The 24,058-nt window shown below is 45.9% G+C and carries 25 protein-coding genes; all 25 read left to right on the top strand.

The genetic code is table 11. The features are described 5' to 3' along the window. On the top strand, window positions 1-422 hold a 422-nt coding region (locus tag ACYVUT_RS11445; protein WP_484502140.1), incomplete at its 5' end, for a DNA cytosine methyltransferase. Between the two features lie 127 nt (window positions 423-549). Beyond that, window positions 550-726 (top strand): hypothetical protein, encoded by a 177-nt coding sequence (locus tag ACYVUT_RS11440; RefSeq protein WP_016057855.1) that lies wholly within the window; start codon window positions 550-552, stop codon window positions 724-726. Window positions 727-788: 62 nt separating this feature from the next. Beyond that, a complete protein-coding gene (locus ACYVUT_RS11435; RefSeq protein WP_484502139.1) occupies window positions 789-983 on the top strand; it encodes a hypothetical protein in 195 nt (64 codons plus the stop codon). A 12-nt stretch (window positions 984-995) separates the two neighbouring features. Continuing rightward, on the top strand, window positions 996-1,511 hold the full coding sequence (locus ACYVUT_RS11430; RefSeq protein ID WP_484502138.1) for a hypothetical protein: 516 nt from the start codon (window positions 996-998) through the stop codon (window positions 1,509-1,511). 1 nt (window position 1,512) lies between these two features. Beyond that, entirely contained in the window at window positions 1,513-1,992 is a 480-nt protein-coding gene (locus ACYVUT_RS11425; protein ID WP_484502137.1) for a hypothetical protein, read from the top strand. Window positions 1,993-3,922: 1,930 nt separating this feature from the next. Beyond that, window positions 3,923-4,990, top strand: coding sequence for a hypothetical protein (locus ACYVUT_RS11420; protein WP_484502136.1), 1,068 nt, complete (start codon window positions 3,923-3,925; stop codon window positions 4,988-4,990). Between the two features lie 2 nt (window positions 4,991-4,992). Next, a complete protein-coding gene (locus ACYVUT_RS11415; protein ID WP_484502135.1) occupies window positions 4,993-5,379 on the top strand; it encodes a hypothetical protein in 387 nt (128 codons plus the stop codon). A gap of 13 nt (window positions 5,380-5,392) precedes the next feature. Further along, the gene (locus ACYVUT_RS11410; RefSeq protein WP_484502134.1) at window positions 5,393-5,992 is read left to right on the top strand and encodes a hypothetical protein; all 600 of its coding nucleotides are present in this window, start codon (window positions 5,393-5,395) and stop codon (window positions 5,990-5,992) included. A 13-nt stretch (window positions 5,993-6,005) separates the two neighbouring features. Beyond that, window positions 6,006-6,383 (top strand): hypothetical protein, encoded by a 378-nt coding sequence (locus tag ACYVUT_RS11405; protein ID WP_484502133.1) that lies wholly within the window; start codon window positions 6,006-6,008, stop codon window positions 6,381-6,383. 1,472 nt (window positions 6,384-7,855) lie between these two features. After that, a complete protein-coding gene (locus tag ACYVUT_RS11400; protein WP_484502132.1) occupies window positions 7,856-8,362 on the top strand; it encodes a phage terminase small subunit P27 family in 507 nt (168 codons plus the stop codon). After that, window positions 8,340-8,738 carry an HNH endonuclease gene (locus ACYVUT_RS11395; protein ID WP_484502131.1) on the top strand — a complete coding sequence of 133 codons (399 nt, stop codon included), beginning with the start codon at window positions 8,340-8,342 and terminating at the stop codon, window positions 8,736-8,738. The genes ACYVUT_RS11400 and ACYVUT_RS11395 overlap by 23 nt, the downstream gene beginning before the upstream one ends. Then, a complete protein-coding gene (locus ACYVUT_RS11390; RefSeq protein WP_484502130.1) occupies window positions 8,738-9,610 on the top strand; it encodes a DNA adenine methylase in 873 nt (290 codons plus the stop codon). The genes ACYVUT_RS11395 and ACYVUT_RS11390 overlap by 1 nt, the downstream gene beginning before the upstream one ends. An 18-nt stretch (window positions 9,611-9,628) precedes the next feature. Next, window positions 9,629-10,099, top strand: coding sequence for a terminase large subunit domain-containing protein (locus ACYVUT_RS11385; protein ID WP_484502129.1), 471 nt, complete (start codon window positions 9,629-9,631; stop codon window positions 10,097-10,099). Between the two features lie 205 nt (window positions 10,100-10,304). Further along, window positions 10,305-11,645, top strand: coding sequence for a terminase large subunit (locus ACYVUT_RS11380; protein WP_484502128.1), 1,341 nt, complete (start codon window positions 10,305-10,307; stop codon window positions 11,643-11,645). A gap of 112 nt (window positions 11,646-11,757) precedes the next feature. After that, a complete protein-coding gene (locus ACYVUT_RS11375) occupies window positions 11,758-12,987 on the top strand; it encodes a phage portal protein (protein ID WP_484502127.1) in 1,230 nt (409 codons plus the stop codon). After that, the gene (locus tag ACYVUT_RS11370; protein ID WP_484502126.1) at window positions 12,947-13,678 is read left to right on the top strand and encodes a head maturation protease, ClpP-related; all 732 of its coding nucleotides are present in this window, start codon (window positions 12,947-12,949) and stop codon (window positions 13,676-13,678) included. Before ACYVUT_RS11375 ends, ACYVUT_RS11370 begins: the two co-directional genes overlap by 41 nt. A gap of 17 nt (window positions 13,679-13,695) precedes the next feature. Continuing rightward, window positions 13,696-14,874, top strand: coding sequence for a phage major capsid protein (locus ACYVUT_RS11365; protein ID WP_484502125.1), 1,179 nt, complete (start codon window positions 13,696-13,698; stop codon window positions 14,872-14,874). 223 nt (window positions 14,875-15,097) lie between these two features. Then, window positions 15,098-15,457, top strand: coding sequence for a head-tail connector protein (locus tag ACYVUT_RS11360; protein ID WP_484502124.1), 360 nt, complete (start codon window positions 15,098-15,100; stop codon window positions 15,455-15,457). Then, window positions 15,447-15,800, top strand: coding sequence for a phage head closure protein (locus ACYVUT_RS11355; RefSeq protein WP_484502123.1), 354 nt, complete (start codon window positions 15,447-15,449; stop codon window positions 15,798-15,800). Before ACYVUT_RS11360 ends, ACYVUT_RS11355 begins: the two co-directional genes overlap by 11 nt. Beyond that, complete coding sequence (locus ACYVUT_RS11350) at window positions 15,793-16,392, top strand: hypothetical protein (protein ID WP_484502122.1); 600 nt, start codon at window positions 15,793-15,795, stop codon at window positions 16,390-16,392. Before ACYVUT_RS11355 ends, ACYVUT_RS11350 begins: the two co-directional genes overlap by 8 nt. Continuing rightward, entirely contained in the window at window positions 16,382-16,771 is a 390-nt protein-coding gene (locus tag ACYVUT_RS11345; protein ID WP_484502121.1) for a hypothetical protein, read from the top strand. The genes ACYVUT_RS11350 and ACYVUT_RS11345 overlap by 11 nt, the downstream gene beginning before the upstream one ends. Window positions 16,772-16,785: 14 nt before the next feature. Next, window positions 16,786-17,424 (top strand): phage tail protein, encoded by a 639-nt coding sequence (locus tag ACYVUT_RS11340; RefSeq protein WP_484502120.1) that lies wholly within the window; start codon window positions 16,786-16,788, stop codon window positions 17,422-17,424. A gap of 112 nt (window positions 17,425-17,536) precedes the next feature. Then, the gene (locus ACYVUT_RS11335; protein ID WP_484502119.1) at window positions 17,537-17,971 is read left to right on the top strand and encodes a hypothetical protein; all 435 of its coding nucleotides are present in this window, start codon (window positions 17,537-17,539) and stop codon (window positions 17,969-17,971) included. A gap of 288 nt (window positions 17,972-18,259) precedes the next feature. Further along, window positions 18,260-19,747, top strand: a complete 1,488-nt coding sequence (locus ACYVUT_RS11330; protein WP_484502118.1) for a phage tail tape measure protein — start codon at window positions 18,260-18,262, stop codon at window positions 19,745-19,747. Between the two features lie 275 nt (window positions 19,748-20,022). Continuing rightward, window positions 20,023-24,006 (top strand): phage tail tip lysozyme, encoded by a 3,984-nt coding sequence (locus ACYVUT_RS11325; protein WP_484502117.1) that lies wholly within the window; start codon window positions 20,023-20,025, stop codon window positions 24,004-24,006. Window positions 24,007-24,058: the final 52 nt, after the last annotated feature.

Genomic DNA, 24,058 nt, shown 5'->3' with positions numbered 1-24,058 from the left:
GTTATAGAGTAATTGGCGATGGAATTTCGCCTACACTGTGTGCCAGCGACTACAAAGTAGCCGTTTCAAAACGCACTGGCCGTATCATTCAGCTAGGTAACTCATCCACATCGACTAGCTTCGGTGGCAATCCTTCAGCTAACCGTGTTTATAGCACTAAGGGATTAGCACCAACATTGACCACATCACAAGGCGGTGGGCGCACTCCACAAATTCTTTGCGAAAACGGCGATCAAATAGCACTGAGAAAGCTCACACCAAGGGAATATTGGCGACTCCAGGGATTTACCGATGAGCAATTTGATAGAGCACAATCCACCGGGCTGAGTGACAGCCAGCTTTATAAGCAAGCAGGTAACGCAGTCAGCGTGCCTGTGGTATACGACATTGCAAAGAAATTTCCTATTAACGTAGATTTGTGATATCATCATTTTAATTGAATCATGGTAAGCCTGGATGCTCCAACATCCGGGCTTTTTTGTTGACACGTGGGGCGGTTGACTTTTTACTTTGCCAAGTGTACTATAGAGTAAAAAAGGAGGGCAACACATGGCAATTACCGAAGCTAGAAAAAGAGCTAACCAAAAATGGAATGAAGCTCATAAGGAAGAAATGCGTTACCTGCAATATCGATCAAAGGCCAGAAAGTTTATCAGCGATCTAGCCAATGACGATGACCTCAGAGACCTGGCAAAACGTATCAAGGAAAAGCAAGAAAAAAAGTAAAACTTTTCCTTGCAATGTACTTGTCAAGGTGTATAATAGAGAGCGTAAGGAGGAACGCAAAAATGACTACTAAAGAAAGTTTCCAGCAAGCACAAGCTGAATACGAGAATGTGGTGTTCGTTTTCAACTTTGATGAGAACGGATATGAGTTCAACGATATTGACGAAGCGCTGGAATACGCTAAGGAAGAAAACCTGCACGATGTGATGTGGGTTAACAGCCGCAATAATCAAATCTACGGTGGATTATATTTTTAGGAGGGCACTACAATGAAGTACAATGTAAAGGTCAACCACGAAGACTTAGGCGAATTTGACGATGCTGAATTACTTTGGCAAGCAATCAGCAGAGAGGATTTGGCTAAGGTTGATGATAGTACTTTAGCCGACTGGGAAGACATTGACGACAGCTCAGTGCCAGCCTTTTTAAAGGCAGCTGAAAACGAGGGCTTCATCGAAGACTACGATCTGGAAGAGATTCCCGACCGTGAACCACTGGAAGACTACCTTGATAATGCCCTGGACTATCCAGAACAAGCAGGCGTTAAGCTGACTGACGTGCTGACTGGTGCTCGTGAATTTGCCGGGTTGAAGATTACTGACGATCAAATTAAAGAGTACGTTCGCCAGTACAATGAAGGAGCAGACAGCCACACTGGACTGTATGATGAAATCATGGACCAGCTGACACGTGCTATTGAAAATGTGGACTACGCTAAGCTTGCTAGCTGGGTTGACTGGGTAGGCGGCGATGATACGGCCGCTAACTTAAAGGAGGAAAATTAAAATGAAACGCTGGGACTTTGATCTGAAGATTGACGACATTGAAAGAGACAATGACATGCCAGGCTATATCTACCTGGACTTCGACAATCCTAACTGCAAGCGAATGGCAAACAGCTTACTTGAAGCTGGAAAGATTGACGATGTAGACGAAGCAGGTGAGTACTTTAACGAGTGTGCCGAATTGATCAGTGACAACAGCTCAGCATGTGAACCACGGCAGGGGCATTTCGATGTACATATCGACATGACCTACGAACTGAAAGTAGGCGTGGAAGTCTACCATGCTCACTATGAAGATGACTGGGACGATGTCCCAGAGGGCTGGCCGGACTGGGCTAAGCAATTAGCTGATGAGAACGAAAAGCTGGGCGAATACTATCGTGATCTGAACAAGGACAAGGCAACCCAAGAAAAGTTTGACTTTGCTTTACGCTACTCTGATGATCTCAGCAAAGTAAACTGGAAACTGGCTATGAAATAATCAATAGCTCCCAAAACAAAAGGGGGCTATTTTTTTATACTTTGAAAAAGCTTAGGGGGTGATTTTTTACGATCTGAAAAAAGCTTAGGGGGGTATTTTTCTGAGACTGAATTTTGACTGGGGGTGTTTTTTCTGCGGTCGGTTTTTTTGACTAGGGGGTGTTTTTTGGAATAAAAAAGCTTGGTGGCTGATTAAAAGCCTGGAATGAGTACTGACCTTCGGCAGAAGCTCAGAGCTGGACTAATCATCATAAACGCCCTCCAGAAAGCCCATAATTGGCCTGCAAGGCGTTTTAAACAAGCCTGTGGTAGTTTGCCCATGATCTGTGCTGGAACAGCTCAGAAACGATTATAGGAAGCCATAGCTAAGTAAACACATCTATGCTGTGTGGTCACGGTTACGACTACAATGACACAACAAAAAAGACAGCCAGCTTGAGGAAAGAATGCTGACTGTCTTTACTTTACATACTGTATGTTTCTCTCTCTTTAGTGCACTTAGGGAGAGCAAATCACCGAAATATTGGATGGAAAGCCATGCTAGCTTGTGGCTTTCGCTATATACTCTACCACACCTTGCCTGGATTGGCAAATAAAAAACACCCACTGTTTGGTGTCAGTGAGTGCTAGATAGACAATCCTGCACTAGCCCGGAAAGCTCCATAGGATTCTCTCTACGCAAACTAGCTGGGCTGTCTGTCAATATGCAAAAGGCAACTGGCTGATAGGGCCCAGTGCCCCTTATATAAAATACCGTTCGGGGTCCGCTGCATGGTCGTGTGGACTTACCAAAAACATCGGTTGACCCTATCGAACCAATGCCCTTGCCATACGATCACACAAAAGCGTGAACGGCTTGTAAATATATTATAGCACAGCCCAGTACTGGCCGGCCGACCGACTGCGAAAAAAATTTTTTCAAAAAAATCCCCCCAGTTGTACAGCAAATCTTCCTAAGGCGAAAGCGAAAGGGCAAAAATCGGTCAGACTTATAGCTATAATTCTTTTCTAAGCATTGATTAATGTAATTCTCATGTAAGTTATTTCGGATTTTCAGAAACTGCTTACATTGCAATTCTATACGATCTGCTAAAATGAACAGTTTTATAAATCCTTGCAAATCGATAGAATTTGCTAAACTGTTCGATCACGGCCGAATATAGTTTTAAGATTTCTATCGTATCAATAGAATCTCTAAATCTGTACGCCTCGGGGATCAGTACAGATTAGCGCTGCTGATATGCTTATAAGGCCGCCCAGCGGGGCGGATCCGGGGCTTAAAAAGTAGGCGCCTTTTTTAAGCTGCTAGCAGCGGGGCGTTTTTGCCAAAAAAATCAAAACTTTTTTCTAGCAGATAAAACTTTTTCGCGTTTCTTCCTTATAAGCACGGGCCGAAAAAACTTTTAAAAAGTTGCGCTTAGTACTTGACAAGTACAATAAAAACACTCATAATGTATCTTGAAAGTTGAAACGAGGCCGGCAAAACGGCAACACAAAAAAACTTTCAAAAAATTCTTTATTACACTTGACAAGTACATAACTTGTTAGTACAATCGAGTCAAGATAAAGGCAAGGGCTTCAAGCCCGGGCCGCTTAGTACTTTGAAAACTGAATAAAGTCCCGGACATGTGGTTCCGGGCCGGGTCTGCTAGTCTACCGGTACAGACTAGACCGCTAAAGTAGCAGCGCTGTAACCCTCATTTGGGTAGCGCCGGCCGTGATGTAGGGTAGCGCCTACTAGCAACTACTTTAGTACTACTATAAACCACACAAGCAAAAAATGCAAGCTCTTCCGGCTCATTTGCCGGCGGGCTTGCATGGAAAAAGGAAAAAGGCCCGGAAATTCCGGGCCAAGTTTAAAGCCCTGGTTAGAGAGCTATCTACTATAGTAGCAGATAAGCCGGCCGGGGTCAAGAAAGGAAGATACTATCATGACTGAAAAGAAAGTAACTTCGACGGCCTTAGAAGCCGCTGCTAGCGGATGGAAAAAGCCGGCCGACGCCTTAGAAGCGGTTTGCGGCTCTGCTAAGCTCTTTGAGCTTTTTCCAGTTTGGCGCTTTGTCAAGCCGGGCCTTGCTTGGGCCGCTTTTGATGACCCAAAAAAGGCCGCAAGCTTGACCATGACTAAGCGCGGCAAAGGCCGGGCTTACGTGGTCATGACTTACGAGACCGGCAAGCCGTTTTCTCAAGCTTTTTGGCTTACAAGCGTCAAGCGGGGGCTTGAGGAGGGTCAAGCCGTATCAAGTAAGCTTCTTAGCCGTCTGCTTGATACAGCCCGGCCGGCTGTATCAAAAGCACTTTTTGAAAAGTGCTATAAAAAGGCGGAAAAGCTTTCAGACTCAGAAAGAAACAAGCTTTTTGATGAGTTTGACAAGCTTTCGCAAAACACAACTTCCGACTTCTACACGGAAGCAAGCGAATTTCAGCGGGCCCGCCGTGATCTGCTTACGGGGACAATAGAGACGGCCGCTTATATGCTTGCATGGTATAGCTTGCAAGCCCCGGTAGCAGCTGAAAAGCCCGCTAAAGATACGGGCTTCACGGCCGTAGCCTTAGACCGGAAAGAAATTGAACAAGCGCCGGCGGCTGCTAAAGAAAAGGTAGTCAAGGCCTTGACCACACAAAAGCGGCCAAAAAGCCCGGCAAAGAAGCGCCTTGACGCTTCCCGGGCCGCTATCAAGACACTTGACAAGGAAGCCCCGGACTTTACGGCCTTTTGTGATCAAATTAACAAAGGGCGTAAAGTACCATACAGCGACCGCAATTGCGCATTGCTATACGACCAATCGAACGGCCTTGCAACACAAGTAAATGGCTTCCAATCGTGGAAAGCAGCCGGCCGCGTGGTCAAAAAAGGTAGTAAGGCGCTTGTCATTGAGGCGCCAAAAATGGTAAAAGGTACAAAAAAAGACGGTACTGAATACGAGCATTTAATTTGTACGCCGGTTTGTGTGTTCGATATTTCACAAACTGAAGAAATCGTAAAGAAAGAGGCTTAAAAATGAAATTCGATATTAGCATGACTTATGACTATAGAGACTACCGCGGCAAAGAGCTAAGCAGCACGCAAAAAGCTGTTATCGGCTACGCTCAAAAAACAGCACTTCAACTATATGATTTAGCTATGAGTGACGATGAAAGCGGAATGAGAGAATATCTCAGTGATAATATGGATATCACTTTCATGATTGGCAAAGATAAAGAGTTAGAGGGGATTCGGGTTTGGCTTATGCTTGGTGGGCCGGGTCTCTATGTAGACACCTTGAATAACGAGGTGTTATGTAATTGGAACGGCTCGGAAGAAGCAACTTGCTTTTTGCCGGAAGATGTATGTACTTACATCGAAGACACTTTCGGTGTAAGTGAATACAAAAAGATTAATATATAGGAGGAATTTTAAAATGAAAATTTACAGCGCTTACGTTACTCGTGAAATTGGCAACTTTATTTGGGACGGGTTCTGTAACCCGGCCGGGGTTGGTGTACGCTTGCAAGATATCCTTGACGGCGCGGCCCTGGTAGGTGTCGACTTGACCGACGCGCAAAAGGAAGGCGTACTTTCACACGTCGACAATCCGGATGAATGGACTGAAAGCGATGAAAGCGTTCGCGATGAAATTGCGACCGCTACCGACGGGGTCGACAGCGAAAGGATGTTCGCTTGGTTAGCCTACATCGTAGGTGATACCACAGCGGCCGGCCTGGTAGCAGAATGGCAAGATGAGGCGGCTTCAATTGTTGAAAAGTTTGACCGTAGAAACGACGCTTTCACGCAAACTGCAAAAGCATGGCGCGATACTTTCAGTGATGAGCTGAAAGAGACCGACGACGAAGACGAAAAGGACGCTATCAAGGCGGCCGCGGCTCTGCTTGACGGCGTAGATGATAGCGCGCTTGCGGTATCTTATGTAGCAAGCAATCCTATGGACTTCATCGTGCTTCCTTACGGGGCTACTACCAGAGCTGAGCAGCGGTTATGTCAAGAGCTTGCTATCAACTAAGGGGGTATTTATCATGTGGTTATTAAGTGATTTAGTAAAACTTATGTTTGCCGGCCCGCGGGCCGCGTGGCTTTTTGGCAACGTTCGCGCGGTTGACGCGGCGGCGGCGCTGTGTTTGCCGGCCCTTTTCGGGGCCGTGATTGGTGGTGGCGTTGTCTGGTATATCAGCCGGCGGCGGCGGGCCGGGGCTATCCTTAAGCTTTTAACGGCCGGCTATAGCTGCTACTTGCTAAGCTTGCAAGACGGCTTGCTCTTCGTCGATGGCGCGCGCGGCCGCTACGTATCGACTACTTACAAGGATACAAGCGGCGCGCCGCTCTTTGATATCGATACAAGCGCTAAGCAAGCCCGCGCGGTGCTAGACGCGGCCGGTTATGAGTGCTTAGACTAGACTTACACAGCCTTGACCCTTGACGGGGCCAGGGCTTTTCTTTTGCAGTCGTATGTGAAACTGTTCACAAGATACTGTATTGCTGGGCTTACCTGGTCTAGTCTAGTACGCTTTATAAGCCCGCTACATGGCCGCTATATGATATCTATCACAGACCACACAAGCCCGCTTATATGACACGCTAGACACCTTACACAGCGCGCGCTTGTCTGCTATCCATGACCACACAGCACAGCACAGACCGACCGACCACAGCCGCGCGCCTGGTATAAGTTGCCAGGGTAAAGGCCCGGTAAAGTTAAGGCCCGTAAAGTTTGAGCACCAAAAAAAGCCCGCCAAAAAAGCGGGCTTTTAGCATGCAGTCATATATTAGATAACACGTATTATTTTATTTATTTGATAACAACTATTGTTTTATTGCTATTGCAAGTTATTTGATAACACTTATTATTTTATTGCTATTTGGATTGGTCTATACCCCCCCTGGGGTTGCTTACTGAAGGTAAGCGGCTAGGGGAGCGGGCGCCAGGGGTTAACGCGCGATAAATTCGTTTTTTGCAAGTCTGCTATACGCCCTGTGCATACGTACGAGTTAGACCTGTTCCAAACGAACTTATCGCGTTCACCTTCATTCTAGCACAAGCCGGACAAAACGCAAGACAGCCCAGGAAAACTTTTCCAGGCTGTGATTCTTGCGGTGTTAAATTTTAAATCTTGTGTCACTGACATTATATACCCTATAGAAAGCCCAGACAAGCCCGTAGAAACGTTTTATTTTCGTTTGTAGATAATCATGCCTAAGTGGGCTGAAGCGGCTCAGATCGGCTTAATTCGCGTTTTATTAACAGGCCATGCGGGCGCTGGTGTAGAAGATAGCAAGTTAACCAACCCCTCTCTTAGCTGAATTTTGGACACAGCTATTTTCTCAAATTGACCACCTCTCTCCCTAAAATCAGACCACACCAAGAATCCCGTTATATCAACGTTTCTAAGCTCTACCATGGTCAAATCTATCTACCGTGGTCATCCCTAAACCCTTGGGGCTCTAAGCCCCATCTATATATGACCACATGACCACACCTAATATATAAAGTATAGGGGAATATACTAGGGTAGGGAGATACCCCTCTCTATATATAAGGCTGATTTTGGTGTGGTCACGTGGTCAATTTGCTTAATCCCTTGGGAGAGTAAGGCTCAAGGCGTGGACACAGTGTGGACATTGACCACAGCGCAGGCGTGGTCAGCCCCAAAATCAGCTCAAAAAGCGTGTGGTCAATTTTTCTCGATCAGAAAACCATGCCCCAAAATCATCAGAGGTGTGGTCACCTACTTCACCAATCAAATGTTTGCATGAGACAAAAATGAGACAAACAAGATGGGCAAAGATGGTATATTAGTAGCATAGAAAATTAATGGGACAGCTATAACGGCTGCCCTTTTTGTTTTGCCAGAAGGGAGGGAAAAGGAAAATGGCACAGAGAATCCAGTCTAGTCTTGTGGCCTTGGTGAACGGCAATCCAAACCGCAAGACCAAGAAAGAACTCAAGCAGAACATCAAGAATGAACGGCTACTAGCCGTTGATGATGACAAGTTGTCTAAAGTACCCACTTGGCTAGATTCATACGGCAAGAAAGTCTTCAAAGAGACTGTTGATACCTTCAAGGCTACTACGCTATACAACAATGCTGACGTGACGACCATTGCCCGCTATGCTGACATGATGAGCGAACTTAAGAAGTGTAACGAAGAACTGAAGAAGTCTGGCCGGTCGAATGAGAAGGGAGACCCTTCCGGTTTCCTTACTCTGAAGATCAAGCTGAACACAGAACTTGATAAGCTGGCTGACAAATTGGGGCTTATGCCTACGTCAAGAACCAGCCTTGCCTTGAACTTGAAAGATGATCTCCAATCCAAAGCTAAGAAGGAAGCACTGGCGGAAGGCGATGACTTCGATGAATTTGAGCAAGAAGCCTAAGGTGTGGAATGGCAAACAGCCGGCTAAGGAAGAAAAGAAGAATGAGCGGTTTGGAACTAACAACAATGAGTTCTATCGTTCAGCTTCCTGGCGATCAATCAGACAGCAGGTACTTCAAAGAGACATGCACCTATGTCAAATTTGCAAGGCTGAGGGCAGATATACGTTAGGCGATACTGTTCACCACCTTGAGCCACTTAGAGCGACTGGTGATGATTCATACAAGGCTTTCAGCATGGACAACCTAATCACAGTGTGCCGGCAGTGCCACAACCGCCTGCACCGTGAAAAGGGAATGAACTTAGAAAAGAAAATCCGGTACATCAAGCCGGACAAGAAGACAGAAGTATTTAAGCCAAATAAAGAGGTGTGGTAGTGAACAATCGATGGCAAAACGGCATTCCTAGAATTGGGCGTAAGACATACAAGGCAAATAAAATATTAGACTTGATCCCAGCCGGAAGTCATCTTGTTGACGTATTCGGCGGCGGTGCTTGTGTCACGCTCCATGCTTTAGCTAAAGGCAAATGGAACAAGATTACTTACAACGAGTTGTCTCCACATATTTATCGATTGGTTGATGAACTGATCTTTAAGAAAAAGCAGGTTGACCTTGAAAAACTTTGCTTTACAACCCGTGAACAGTTTAAGGCAGTACTGGCAAAACCAGAGAGCGAATACACGCTAGAAGATGAAATTATCCGGCTGTTCCTTTCCTTTGGATACAACCAAAAAGAATATATCTATGGTAAGAAAATATTCCCGCAAAAGATGCTAGCAACACGGGCACTATTGTGCGGCGATAGTGGAACAAAGCTTGATGCGGCTTATACTGAATCAAGCAAAGAAAGCACGCTGTCCGGGAAGTATGCCGTATGGCGTAAATATTTCTACAGCAACGAACGACTTAAGCAAATCGAGAATCTCCAGCAAATCGAGAATCTCCAGCAAATCGAGAATCTCCAGCAGATCGAGAACCTTAATCTTGATTATCGTGAACTGAAGATTAAGCTTGATGACATTGTTTACTGTGATCCACCTTATGCTGGTACGAACACATACTACGATGTTCCACCTTTTGATGAAGAAGCGTTCGTCAATTGGTATATGAATTGTCCAGCTAAGGAAATCTATATCAGTGAATATACAGTACTACCTGGGACAGAGTTAGTGGCTGGCCTAGGAAGCAAACATTCATTTAAAGCAACAGCATGGAAGAATGAATTGCTACTTAAAGTAGTTCGTTAGCCAGAAGGAGGTGATAGGTTGAATTACGCTGAATCACCAGAGAACCCGCTAAACATGAACACAAGGGGAATTGAAGAGTGGGTTAAGAATTATAAGGAGCAGGAGCGAAAAGCATACCACCTTATATCTAGGCCGCTCCCTGCGCTTGCTACAGAGGCGTACGCACGAGATGTAGTTAATGGCGTACAGATAGCCTGCAAGGAAGTTAAACGGGCTTGTATGCGATTTTTACGCGATCTGGAGCGAAGCAGGACAGACCCCAACTTCATGTGGAGGTTTGATGAAGCTAAAGCATGGCGGCCAATCAGATTCATTGAACAGAAGGTAGCACCAAGTAAGGGGACTATTCGAAGACTGGTCCTCCAGCCCTGGCAGCACTTTGTGGTTGGTAATCTGTTTGGTTGGGTTCACAAGGAGACTGGCCTCAGAAGATTCAGAGAAGCGCTGATCTTTATGGGCCGTAAGAACGGTAGAGTTTTGCCGTTGTAAAAGTGCGGTAAATCGGTGAAAACCTCACTGAGAAGATACCGAGATAACTGGCCGGATTGCGAAAGGCTGACCAGCATTGTAGAGCATAGAAGCTGAACAAATATAATGCTTCCACGAGACCGCACCTGGACTAGTCCAGAAAATATATGCCGAACTAGTAGGCGACTACTAGAAGCCGGGATAAAAAACCCGTGCGATAACACAAATGAAGACTACACTTGAGTCCGGTCTGGCTGACTATATGGTTGGTTTTGACGGGGAAAACGGTGCGAACGTTTACTTCCTGGCAAACTCGCAGAATCAATCATCAATTCTTTTCAAAGAAGCCAAGAACATGATTGACAGCTCCCCGTGGCTGTCAGAAAGATTTAGAACGACACGTTCAGAGATTCGCTTCCCAGCAACGAATGGTTCAATCGTTGCCATGTCCGCTGAAAAGAAAGACAAGGACGGGGAAAACTTGCACTTTGGCGTGTTCGATGAAATTCACGAATACAGAGACTATTCCTTGATTAACGTCATGAAGCGTTCACGTGGGACACGTACTCAGCCGCTGATTGTTTATATCACGACTGCGGGCTATGTACTGGACGGGCCACTGGCTGACATGATAGATCAAGGCGAAGACTGTCTCAACAATTACGAAGATGACGTAGACGAGCGTACATTCTATTTTCTCTGCAGTCTCGATGACAAGAAGGAAATGGATGACCCTAGAATGTGGGTTAAGGCTAATCCAAATATTGGGCTGATGGACTTAGCCGGTATGCTTGGTGACTATAAGAAAGACAGACGCAGTCCTAAGGAAAAAGCGGACTGGATGACCAAGCAATTCAATTTGTTTGCAGAAACAGATGAGCTTAGCTTTATCTCTCCAGAGACGCTAAAGAAAAACACTCGCAGTATTGACCTGTCAACGCTTGACGGCCGTCAGTGCGTGGGTGGTTTTGACTTATCCGAAACAGAAGACTTTACGGCCGCTTGCTTGGAATTTCCACTTGATGATGGCTCGGTATTCTTCCTTGAACACTCTTGGGTGCCACAGCCTCGCTATGAGCGAGACAACAATCAAGAGCGTATGAGAGCTTGGGAAGAAGCCGGAGACTTGACCATAATTCCCAAAGACTTTGTGGACTATGAGTACGTGCTGGATTGGTACAAAGAGATGTCTGAAAAATACGATATCTTGCAGATCAACTACGACCCAGCCAAGGCGCTTAGATTAAACAAGGCTCTGGAGCTGGAAGGGTTTGCCACCAACATTACCAGACAAGGGGCTATTACTTTGTCCGGTCCAATGCAGAATCTGAATGAGATGTTTTTGGACGGCAAGGTTGTCTTTAATAATCAATCAATGTTCAAATGGTACGTCAATAATGTTCGGCTTGTTAAAGACCGCAACGACAATTGGCTGCCAAGCAAGACTAGCATGTCAAGAAAGATTGACGGTTTTGCCGCAGCTCTTGACGCACACACAACAGTAATCAACATGCTTATGGAGCCAGAAGAAGATGACGACACGAGCATGTTTATCTCATTCCGCTAAACGGGGGAGGTGATTAACCCAGATGTCATTTATGAGTAGAGTCCGACAATTCTTCGGCTTTTACGACCAAGCAAATCAGATTGTTCAGAATCCTATGCCACAGCCGCTAGACATGGCAGGTGTAAGACTGGAACAAGCAAGATTTTCAAGAGAACATATCCTTGAAAGCAACGAATACATTTTCAGTATCGTTACCAGATTGTCAAACGTGTTGGCAAGCTTACCTTTGCATGAGTATCAAAACTATAAGCAAATGGACAGCGAGCCTTTGGCTGATTTGCTGAGAACGTCACCTAATCCGAATATGACGGCCTTTGATTTTATTGTCCGCTTAGAGACTGACCGCAACGTGAATGGCAATGGCTACGCGTGGATTCAGAGAAGCATCACGACTGGCGAGCCTATCGCCTTGTGGCCGCTTGACCCAAACACGGTATCGATTCTAAGAAATACGGACAACAACAGTTACTGGTACAGAGTGACCAGTGATGTTTACAATTTCACAATTCCAATTGGCGATGTGATTCACGTGAAACATGTCGTACCAAGCAACAGTTGGTACGGCGTTTCGCCTATTGATGTGCTTTCATCATCTCTGAAGTTCCAGAGAAGCATCGAGGACTTTTCACAGAATGAAATGGACAAGAAGGACAAGTTCGTTCTCCAGTATGACCGATCTATCTCTCCAGAGAAGCGGCAGGCTATGGTCAATGACTTCCTGCGAATGGTCAAGGAAAACGGCGGTGCTGTAGTCCAAGAAGCAGGCTGGAAGGTAGAGCGGTATGAATCTAAGTTTGAACCAGCTGACCTTACCAGCGTTGAACAGATCAGCCGTATTCGAATTGCTACGGCCTTCAACGTGCCTATTTCATTCTTGAACGATGACCAGGCAAAGGCTACTACCAACGTTGAACACGTCAACTCACAGTTTGTGACCATGACCTTGATGCCGATCATCAGACAATACGAATCTCAATTCAACATGAAGCTCTTTACTCCAGGACAGCGAGTAAAGGGCTTTTACTTTAGCTTCAATGTCAACGGTCTGCTTCGTGGGGATACGGCGGCTAGAACGCAATACTACCAAACGCTTACTCGCAACGGTATCTTCAAGCCAAATGAAATCAGAGAGCTTGAAGGACAAGCGCCTATTCCAGATGAAGCGGCAGACCGCTTGTACATTTCTAAAGACCTTTACCCACTTGATAAGTACTACGAAGCGATTCTTGAAAATCAAATGCAGACTGATACCAGCGTAGCAAGCGCTGATTCGCAAGTACCGAAAGGGGGTGAAAGCGCACATGAAGATGAATTACAAAGCACTGAGCAAGAAGGAAGCTGAGATTGATATTGAAGGCGAAATCACTTCCCAAATCTGGGATGACACTGATACGTCAGCTAGTCAATTCAGAGATTTGTTGAAGCAAGTTGGTGATGTAAAGACTATCAACCTGCACATCAATAGTCCAGGTGGCGATGTTTTCGAAGGCGTGGCTATCTACAACATGCTCAAGCAAAGTAAGGCTGACATTCACGTTTACATTGACGGTCTGGCGGCTTCAATTGCCAGCGTTATTGCAATGGCAGGTGACACGATCACTATGCCAGAAAATTCAATGCTCATGATTCATAACCCGTGGACCATTGCTCAAGGCAACGCCAAGGAATTGCGAAAGATTGCTGACGACATGGACAAGATGGGGGAATCAATCAAGACTTCATATTTGTCTAAGTCAAACGACAAGCTAGATGTGGATACTTTGACCCAGCTCATGGACGAAGAGACCTGGCTGACGGCTAAGGAATCTGCCGAGTATGGTTTGGCTGATGAAGTACTTGAACCTGTAAAGATGGTTGCATGCTTGACTGAAGAACAAGCCAAGAGCTTCAAGCATACTCCAAAGTCATTGGTTACTGCTCACCCAGTTGATGAACAAAAAGCGGAATCAAACACAGAAGAAGAATGGCGCGAGCAAGCGCGGCTGTCAGCTCAAGAGTCACTGAACTACTTGAACGACAGCTTTTTATTTTAACTCAAGGAGAATAATTCATGTCACACAAGATGAACTCTTATGAATTGAACGCTCAGCGTTTGAACCTCAAGGAAACCCTGGCAGACGCTGAACAACGGATTATTGATCTGTCAGTTGACCCAAACGCTGACAAGGAACAAATCGATGCCGCTAAGAAGCACCGTGATGATTTGAAGGCTAAGTTCGAAGCTATCAACGAAGCTTACGAAAAGGCTGCAGCCGAAGAAATCAAGGCCGCTACTCCAGTGGACAAGCCTAAGGCTGAAGTTGTCATGACTCCAGAAGAAAAGAAGGAAACCATTGAAGCCGCTTGGATTCGGAAAACCATGAAGCCAGAAGATGCCGCAACTCTTGAAAAGTGGCACTCAATCAAGGACGAATTGAAGGATGACAAGGACACCACTAACGGTTCAGATATCCTGCCAATCAACGTAGCAAGCGAACTGGTTTACGAACCATTGGCAGTTAACCCACTTCGTTCAATGGAAGAAGTTTCAACCATTACCAACCTGGTATTGCCAACCATTGCCTTTGAAGTTGTAACTGACGCAGTTAAGGACGGCGACAAGGCTAAGGACGCAACTGTTAAGGGTGGCGAAATCGAATTTGGCCGCTTCAAGACTAAGGTTCGTGCAGGCATCTCAGAAACTATCTTGAACGGCACTGACACCAACCTGGTTGAATACGTAAACAACGCACTGTCCTCAGCATTGCAAGAACGTGAATTGACTGCCGCATTGTCAGCATCCCCAGCAACTGGTGAAGAACACATGTCATTCTACAATGCCGCTAACAACATCAAGACTGTTAAGGGCACTGACATGTTTAAGGCTATCAACAAGGCTTTGGCAGACCTGGACGACGCTTACCAAGACAACGCACAAATCTTGATGACTCGTGCAGACTACTTTGACATGCTGGACAAGCTGTCAAACAATTCAACCACCTTGTACGAAAAGCAACCAGAACAAATCTTTGGCGTTCCGGTTCACTTTACTTCAAAGGCAACTACTCCAATTGTTGGTGACTTCAAGCAAGCACGTTTGAACTACGACATTGCTACTCCAGTATTTGAACAATACAAGGACTACCAAACTGGCTTCAACTACTTCCAACTGACTGCATGGCTTGACCACAGAATCAAGTTGGCTAGCGCATTCCGTCTTGTTGGCGTTGACGCATCAGCGGGAAAATAGCCCCGGTTGATGGCGGTTCAACCGGCACTAAGCCGGCTGGCTCAACTAGTGAATCAACCGCCTCAGCCGGTTCTACTAGTTCAGCTGGCACTGACACTAAGCCAACTAGTGCAAACACTGTTGCAGAGATCAAGGCTTACCTTGATGCTCACAACATCAGCTATGCCTCTACCTTGACCAAGGATCAATTGTTAGCCCTGGTCAAGTAAGGAGGTGACAGCCTATGTCAATCAGTTCTCTAAAGACAACTGTCACTGATGAAGAACTGACCAGCGTTCGCAACTTCTGCAAGCTTGATGAGGGTGTGGAAGATGAACTGCTGAAGGTTTGGCTGTTAGCCGCACGAAGAAAAGTCATGGGTTCGGTCGGTGAACAAATCGATGATTTCTACGATGACAACCCAGTATTCCAGCAAGCGGTTTGGATTGAAGTCTTCAATCACTTCAATGACCGTACGACAACGTCTACGGCTTATCTGTCTTACAACAGAATTGAACGTGATGATATCAACGGCTTGAAAGATGACTATCGTTACGCACTCGAACAGCAACAATTAAAGGAGGACACCAACGATGGCACATAATGTAAAGCCTTCCCGAATGAAGCTGAGATTGCAGTTTGGCAAATATACGTCCGGCACTAAACGCAATCCTAACACTGGGAGATACATTGAAGAGTTTAAGCCAGACCTTACCGTGTGGGGTGCTGAGTGGAACATCAGTCAGTCAAGACAATTGTCATTGGCTGGCAACGGAATTACTGACGCAGTGGAGTTTGCTATTAGACACAATCCTAAGGTCACGACTGAGCAAAAGCTCAAGTGCAAGGATGCTGTCTATGACATTTACAGCATTGCGTATGACGATACTGGCTCGCCTAAGGACTTTGACATTCTGACGTGCAGAAAGGTTGATAAGCATGGGTAGAGTTGAATATTGGAATCAGCCGGGTACCGGCGTTCGAATGAAGGTCAGCGACCCAGGCAATATCGATAGGGTATTGGCATCCCTTCGCTCATCGTTTACTGGGCGGGAAGCTATCCGTATCAACACGGCAGGTGCTGAGGCTTATAAGGTTGTCCTTAAAAAGAATTTTCTTGCGCGCGATAGAGCTGACTCTCCGGGTGGCCCTATCACTCACCACGATGATTCTAAGGGCATTCCCTATGACAACAAGCATGACCGTGACAAAATGGCTGACACGCTGATTGTCGCTCATGAACGTGGGCAGACGGCAGTTGGGGTGGGCTTCTCTACGGAAGGGAAGCTCGCCTATGTTGGTCGTTTCATTAACGATGGCTGGGATCCACGTAACCAATTTGGTGGTCCATTCCCACACGTCAACGGTGAGTTCTACTTTGAGAAATCAGAAGTAGAAAGCGAAGGGGCTGTCAAAAAGGCGATGGCTGATAAGCTCAACAGAATCCTGGGCGAAATCAACACTCGTGGCGGTGTCGTACTTGATGATACTGGAGACTTAGTTCCAGCTGACAGCGAAGGTGATAGCGATGGCGACTAAGGCCGCAGAACTGGCTATGCTTTTGCAGGACAATGTAGACAAATTCGAAGGACTGAGTGCTAATCATGTTCATGCTTTCATGATTCCGCAAGATGATACCAGCACTGATGTTCCAATCGTAGTTGTCAACGAAGTCCCAATGAAGTTTAGGCAATACGCTAACAATGCTCCAGTAACGGAACTGGGCAGAATCCAGCTTACATATTATTGCCCGCCTACATATGATGGCGACATTGAAGGTCTCGCACGAAGTGTTGAGGCCTTTTTGTTATCCAAAGGCTATGCCTTGTATTCCGATGCAGGCTGGGCAATGACACCAGACAGCCAAAACATTACCAATACTTACAAATTCAATTACGTAAAAGATCTATTAGATTAAGGAGAAACGATTAGATGGCATCTCTTGGTTTACAAATGGTGTACTTCGCATTGCGTGATGTGAACACTGGCAAGATCAAGACTGGCTCTGATGGCTTGAGCGAATCCGGTATCTTTGCAATTGACACCGACAAGTCTAAGGGCAACTTGGGTACTAAGCAAGCCAACATCACTAACCTTGCTGGGTCAAACACCAAGATCAACGGTAACGACCGTGTGGTAGATGTGTCCAAGGGTCAAGCGGCACCTTCAATTGCTATTGACTCAAACGCAATCAACCATGAAGTCAAGGAAAAAATTCTCGGTCACAAGAAGGTTAACGGCTACTGGGTACCAACTGACGACAACGTAGAAGTTGCGTGCGTGGTAGTAACTCGTGACCCGGTAGACCGCAAGGAATTGTACATGGGCTTTGGCCGTGGTATCTGTACTGAATCATCAATGGACGTACAGACCAACACGGACACTGCCGAAACTAGATCAGACGACCAGATTACTTTTGAAGCATTGTCATTCGATGGTTTTGAAGGCAAGCCGTTCGTACGTGCTTACGCATCAGACTCTGACTTTGACAAGGCTAAGTTCTTTACTGCGGTAATGCCTGGCCAAACTATGTTTACTGGTACTACTAGTTCAACTGGTACTGGTAAGTAATTAATAGCGGGCAAGACGTAAGCGTGTGGCAAAGTCTTGCTCGCTTTTTTTATTTGCCGGGAACGGGTGGGCACTAACAATAACAGTCATTGAAAGAAAGCGAGAAAAAGTTATGAAACAAGTTTCATTCAAGATGGGCGAAAAGGAATACCACATCTTAGACACTAACACTAACATGAAGTTGGCTAGCCAAGGGTTAAGAAAGATTCTTGACGCATACAACGAACTGGAAGAAAAGCTCGATGCAGAGCAGAAGTCACCAACCATTCTTGATTATGAAGATGTAGGCAATCCATTAATCATGGAAGGCGTAACTAAGTTGCTGGGCTTGTCTAAGGCTGACGCAAAGGAACTGGACAACATGTCATTCAGTGACATTCAAAAGTTCTATTCAGAAGTCTGCGACAAGTTCCTCAACATGCCTTTGGCAACCGGTGACTACCTGCGTGATGTCAACGAAGCTATGCTGAAATCTCAGCTTGCAGAAGATGGCGTAGATTTTAATGATGAAGGTGCCTCCGACCCAAAACAAGAAGAAGACAAGTAATCTGGGACTTGTATCAGTTAGAGCAAGACATTGATTATCTTGCACAGCAGATGATGGTCAACTACCACATTCTGCCAACTGATTTTTATAACAGTTCTTTCTCTGACTATATCGAAGCACAGAACGCACAGTCACGAGAGAAGCGGCCTGGGCGAATAAGTGATTTCCTTGAATCACTCTAGAAAGGACTAGGCTATGACACGAATTTCTGGTTATGAATTTGTTATCAACCTTGATGCACGTCAAGCGATAAACTCTATTAACACTTTCAGCAACCGTGTGAAGGTTATGAAACGTGTTATGGAGGCCAACTTTAGCGAACTTTCTCGTTCGGTAGGTTCACTCAGCGCTTACGGGCAAAGATTGCATGACTTAGGCAGGCAGGAAGAAGAAGCCATGATGGAGGTGGACAAGCTTAGAGATAAGCTTGCTAACCAACGGGCTGAACAAGAGCGCTTGCGCAAAGAGTTCCAGAACGGGGCGAAAGCTCAAGACCAGTACAGAGCTGGGTCAGACAAACTGGACAGTCAGATTGCCAGCACCCAACGCAGGATTGCCAATGTCTTAATCAGAATTGCGGCAATCAACAAGGACATGGAAGAATCACGTCAGCATATTCTTCGACTGTCCACTGGTGTTGATGCTTTAAGAGAACACAATGAAGGCTTGCAAAAGTCTTATAACGCTCTTGAAGAATCTCTGCGCAAGTCGGGTAATCTCTACCGGGCTAACCGCACTCATGTTGAAGGCTTACAGCAAACTGTCAAGGGCTTGAGCAAGCAAGTCAAGGCTGAATCAATGGTGCTAGACCAGAACAGAAAGCACCATGCTGAACTTACTGAGCAGTTTAAGGCACAGTCAGCAACTGTGGATAGATTGACCGCTAAGAAGGCTAAGAACGGCAAGCTGACCGAAGCTGAAAATGCTGAACTGACTGAAGCTAAAGGCAAGATGCAAGGCCTTAATGAACAGATGGGTGCATCTAGCAAGGCTATTGGCGAACAGTCAGAACAGTTGCGGAAAACTACGCAAGCGTTGAGAGACGCTAAGCAGGCGGCTGGCTCTTTCTCATCAACTAAGATTGGCAGTTTCTTCAGTGCGGCTGGTTCCAAGATGGATATCGTTAAGAACAATAGCGAACATATGCGGAACTGGGCAAGCTCAGCCAAGTCCACAGCCGTAGCGGTAGGCGGCGCTTTGGCGAGTGTGGGTACTGGAGCTGGTGTCTTAGTCAAGAAGGCATCTGACGTTCAGAACAAATTCATTGAAGTACGAAACCTCATGGAAACAGCGGGCGAAGGCTCAGCCAAATCCATGAGAAACATGAATAAGATGATGTCACAAGCCGTGGCATTATCAACTAAGTACGGGGTAAGTCAAAAAGATATTGGTGCCCAGTACGAAGAATTAATCAAGCGTGGGTATTCTGGGACTGCCGCATTAGGTTCTATGAACTCCATGCTTAAAGCATCAAAGGCATCTGGCGATGAGTTCTCAGATGTCGTTAAGGTATCCTCAACCGTATTGGACTCATTCGGTCTGCGTGTTGAGAATGCTACTAAGATGGCCGCTAACTCCAAGCGAGTTAACAACGCAATTGCGTCAGCCGCTGACAGAACGAGTACTAGCTTCAAAGATTTGGGCGCTGGTATGGCGTATGTTTCTGGTACTGCACACAATGTTGGATACTCGGTTGAAGAAACAGCGGCCGCTCTTGGGGAATTGGCGAACCGTGGGATAAACTGTTTGTCCCGGCTGTCAGAAATGGCAGCATGAAAAGTCCGTGAATACGGGGAACGCTAAGTCTGATATAGATAAGCCAATCCCGTGCCAAGCTCACAGGGAAACCTGGAGAAGGCGTAACGACTAGATGAAGTAAGCTACGGCAAAAGCTATGCTGAAACATCCACGAGTGCGGACCACCTAACCATGGTGATGATATAGTCTGAACACTATGGAAACATAGTGATGCCCAGGATAAAGAGCCTGGACGATAACATAATTGGGACGGTACGAGAGCAGGTACTGGTCTGCGTAAGGTATTGACTTCCTTGACTGGTCCAACCGATTCAGCGCAAAAAGCGTTTAAGAAAATTGGACTGTCAACGAAAGACTTTACCGACCAAAAAGGCAACTTGCTTTCAATTGACCAAATCTTCAAGAAAATTAATGACCACTTAGGCGGTGAGTCCGGTACAGATAAGGCTAAGTTCTACAAGACAGTCTTCGGTGCTACTGGTATGGAAGCCGCTCAAGACTTAGCTAAGACAGCTGGGGAAGTAGGCAAGACTGACCAGAGCATCACGACCTTGATTAAACACATCAAGGAAGATGAATCTGGTGACTACATTACCAGATTGGCTAAGAAGAACATGCAGTCCACCAAGAACCAGATGGCGGCATTAAAAGAAACCTTGTGGGCTACTGGAATCATGATCGGCAACCAACTGTTGCCAACCGTGAACAAGGTGGCTAAATCATTAGGCAAATGGACTGTAAGCAAGGAAGGAAAGCAAGCCATTAAAGATGTATCCGATATGGTCAGTGGCTTGCTTACTGGAATTACTAAGCGGTCTGGTTCAATTCTTAAATTCCTGGAAGGCGCTGTGACCGGGGTTAAGGATATTGGCAAGGTAACCGAAGTTGTCTTCGGCCCAGTAGTCAAACTCTTTGATATGATGTCCGGCAAGAAAGGCGATGGCGCTAAATGGATGGGCAGAATAGCCGGTTGGTTTATTGCTGGTGCGGCGGCTGTCAAATTATTTAATGCAGTATTCGGCTGGACTATTGCCGGATTCAGAGACCTTAGAGCGATGGCAAAGAATGGTTTGTTTGGTTCGAAGCTGACTACCGAACAAATTCAACTCAAAGGCGTAAATGAACAGCTGACCATCACAAACGATTTGCTTAGTCAGATTCAACAAAAGCAGATTGACATTAATCAATATGCTGGAGAAGTAGCTAACGCTACTACGTACAAATCAGAACATGGACCGCTTGGGAGTAAAGCTCCGTCTGGTGTGGAAAGTGCTAACTCTGATCTGTCAATCATTGACTACAACCAAGGTGGCAAGTCAGCTGAAAAGGTTGTCTCTGGTGCTGAGAGCGAAGGCTCAATCATTCCTTACGCTAGAGAAGAAGGACAGGCTATTGCCCAGGAAGTAAGTGCAGGTGCGACAGAATCTGGTGCTATAAAGCAAACTGGAACAAAGCTCGCCCAAGAAATGGGTGAAGCCGTTGAATATTCCGGCGGTATAGCTAAAGGCGTTGAAGGTGCTGTTGAAACGGCTGGCAAGTCAGCTGGATTTTTGTCTAAAGCGGCAGGAGTAGCTGGCAAGCTGATGAGTGTTATCGGTACAGCACTTGTAGTTTGGGATGTTGGCCGTGATATTTACGGCGCACTAAAAGGTGCCACTAAGGATGAGCGGCTAAAGCGAGGTGGCAGAGCAGTTGGTGAAACGATAGGCTTAGCAATTGCTGGGCCAATTGGTTCGCTAGTCGGCGGCACAGTTGGCGAACTTGTCGGTAAGAACACGCCTAAGAAAACAGGTAAGCAGTTCCGCTTGCAACGCCAAGGCGGTATCACTGCATCAAATTTAAAACCACTGAGCGAACAAGGTGTGATTACACCTAAAGCTAAGAATAAGAAGTCCGTCTTAGATAAGGGACAAGTCAAGCAGGCCGAAGACGTTGCCAAGGATGTAAGAAATCTGGGCACGGCTAACCTTAAACTCAAAGTAAGCGTCAATAGCAAGTCCATCAAGAACGCTGGCAAGTCTCTTGAAGACATGTACAGAAGCTTGCAGAAGAAAGCTGACAAGGCTTCAAATGCTCGCATGAAGGGTGATAAAAAAGCCCTTGACTTTGCCTTGAAGTCTGGGGTCATTAACAAACAACAGTATCAGAAAGCAATGGGTGAAATTCAAGATGCTGACACTAAACGTCAAAAGCACAACAAGACCGTTGCAGATAAATTAGTCCAAGATACAAAAGCTGAAACCAAAGAAAGATCTAAAGCTTACAGTCAGTACTACAAGGACTTGAAGAAGAAGGGCGTTAGTCGGGAATTTGCTGAAGCAAATCTGCAAGGCAAGTTAGTCGCAATCGATAACAAATATGCCAGCTCAAGAAAGAAAAACGAGAAGGCATTAACAAAAGCTCTGGAAGCAAACTGGAAAACCAGAAACAATAAAGAGCTTTCTAAGATGCAAAGCATTGTTAAGAAGAAGGGCAAGCTTTCTGAAAAGGAAGCAGGCCAGCTGATTAATAACAGTGCTAAGGCTACTGAGAAAACTATCAAGAATGCTAACAAACAACATGATAAGACTGTTCAAGCGGCAAAGGATACATACAAAGAAAAAGTTAGAACTCTCAGACATCTTCGTGACGATAGTAAGACAATCAGCAATTCTGAGTACAAGGCACTTAAAGATAAAGCCTTAGACGAAAAGAAAGCCAAGATTGATGCGGCTGATGCGGCTAGAAAAGGCGTGGTAAAGCAGGCCAAGAATCAGCACAACAAGACGATTGAGTATGCTGAAAGCCAGAGCAAGGAAGTAAGCAAGCACATTGTCCGCCAAGGGAACAACAGTATTGATTCCTACAATGCTCAAAGTGAAAATGCAAGTGGCGTGATTGGGGCAATCATGGATGCGTGGAATGCGTTCATTGGCTTCTTTGGCGGCAAGGCAAATACAAAGCCTAAGACTAGCACTAAGAAGTCAGCCCACATCTCAGCAAACAGTTACGCAACTGGCGGTGTGGCTCGCAACGGCTTAGCCCTTGTGGGCGAAGCAGGGCCGGAACTGGTCTACACTCCATATGGCGATAACGTAAGAGTTGTCGGAGCAGGTGGGGCTGAGTTCACTCAGCTTAGAGCAGGCGAACAAGTCTTAAATGCTAGAGACACTAAGCGCTTGATGGATGGCAGTTACTCGGGCATCCTGCCAGGTTATGCTAAGGGCACTTCAGTATTGAGCGGTTGGTTAGGCAAGATCAAGAAGGCCAGCGAAAAGGTTCTCAAAAAGATTCCTAAGTCAATCAAAAACATGCTGAAAGCTCCGGTGAAATGGATTAACAATCTGTTCAGTACCAAGTGGGATGCACCAAAGACTGCTTATTCATTCGCTCACATTAGCGAAATGGGCAAGCTGAAGGATACGCTCAAGAAGAACATCACCAACTTCATCAAGGGCATTTTCAAGAAAGCTTACAAGGCCTTGCTTGATTCTGAGGAAGGCGCATTTGTAAAGGGTTCTCTATCCGGTTCACAAGCCCAGCGTGCAAGACAGCTTGCCAAGATCATGAAGAAGGTCTACCCAGCCGCTACCAAGGCAGGTATGGCTGCAATCATCGGTAACTGGGTATTTGAATCTGGGCTGAACTCAGCAGCTGTCAACCCAAGCGGCGGCGCTAGTGGTTTGGGCCAATGGTTAGGTGGACGTAAGTCAAACCTTATTGCCTATGCTAAAAAGCATGGTACAAGCTGGACTAATGCAGGTACGCAGGTTTCATTTGCCTTGAATGCCGAAGGCTCAGACAGTGCTATCTTTAAGCGAATCCTGGGCGGTCATGGCTCTGTAGCAAGCCTTGCTAATGCGTTTTCAAGTCAATGGGAACGCGGTGGCTACAACGCACAACACGTTAATGGCGCTTTGCAGGTAGCCAAAGCATTAGGCTATGCAAATGGTGGCCTGGTAACCACAGACCAATTAGCTCATGTGGCTGAGGGGAATAATCCAGAAATGATTATTCCATTGTCGCCACTCAAGCGCCCCCGTGCTACTCAATTGACTCAGCAAGTGGTTGATAAATTCAATGCTGAATCAAGTCAAGGTATGCAACATACGAATACCAATGTCGAAGATAAGCTTGATGTTTTGATTGACCAGTTTACATCAGTGCTTGGTCAACTCAAGCAAGTAATCAGCAATCAAGATAATCCAGTCCCGGCAATCATGGGCACGGCTCAAGCTTACTCAGCATTAAATAAATACAAGAAAAATCAAGAGCTGAAAACTAAGATGCTCTACTAACAATTAATAAGCGAGCGTGGCTTTTAACAGCCACGGGATAGGGTGGGTATTA

This window comes from Lactobacillus sp. WILCCON 0059 (assembly GCF_057197985.1).
The sequence above is the reverse complement of the archived record's forward strand: the minus strand, read 5'-3'. Positions and strand labels throughout refer to the sequence as shown.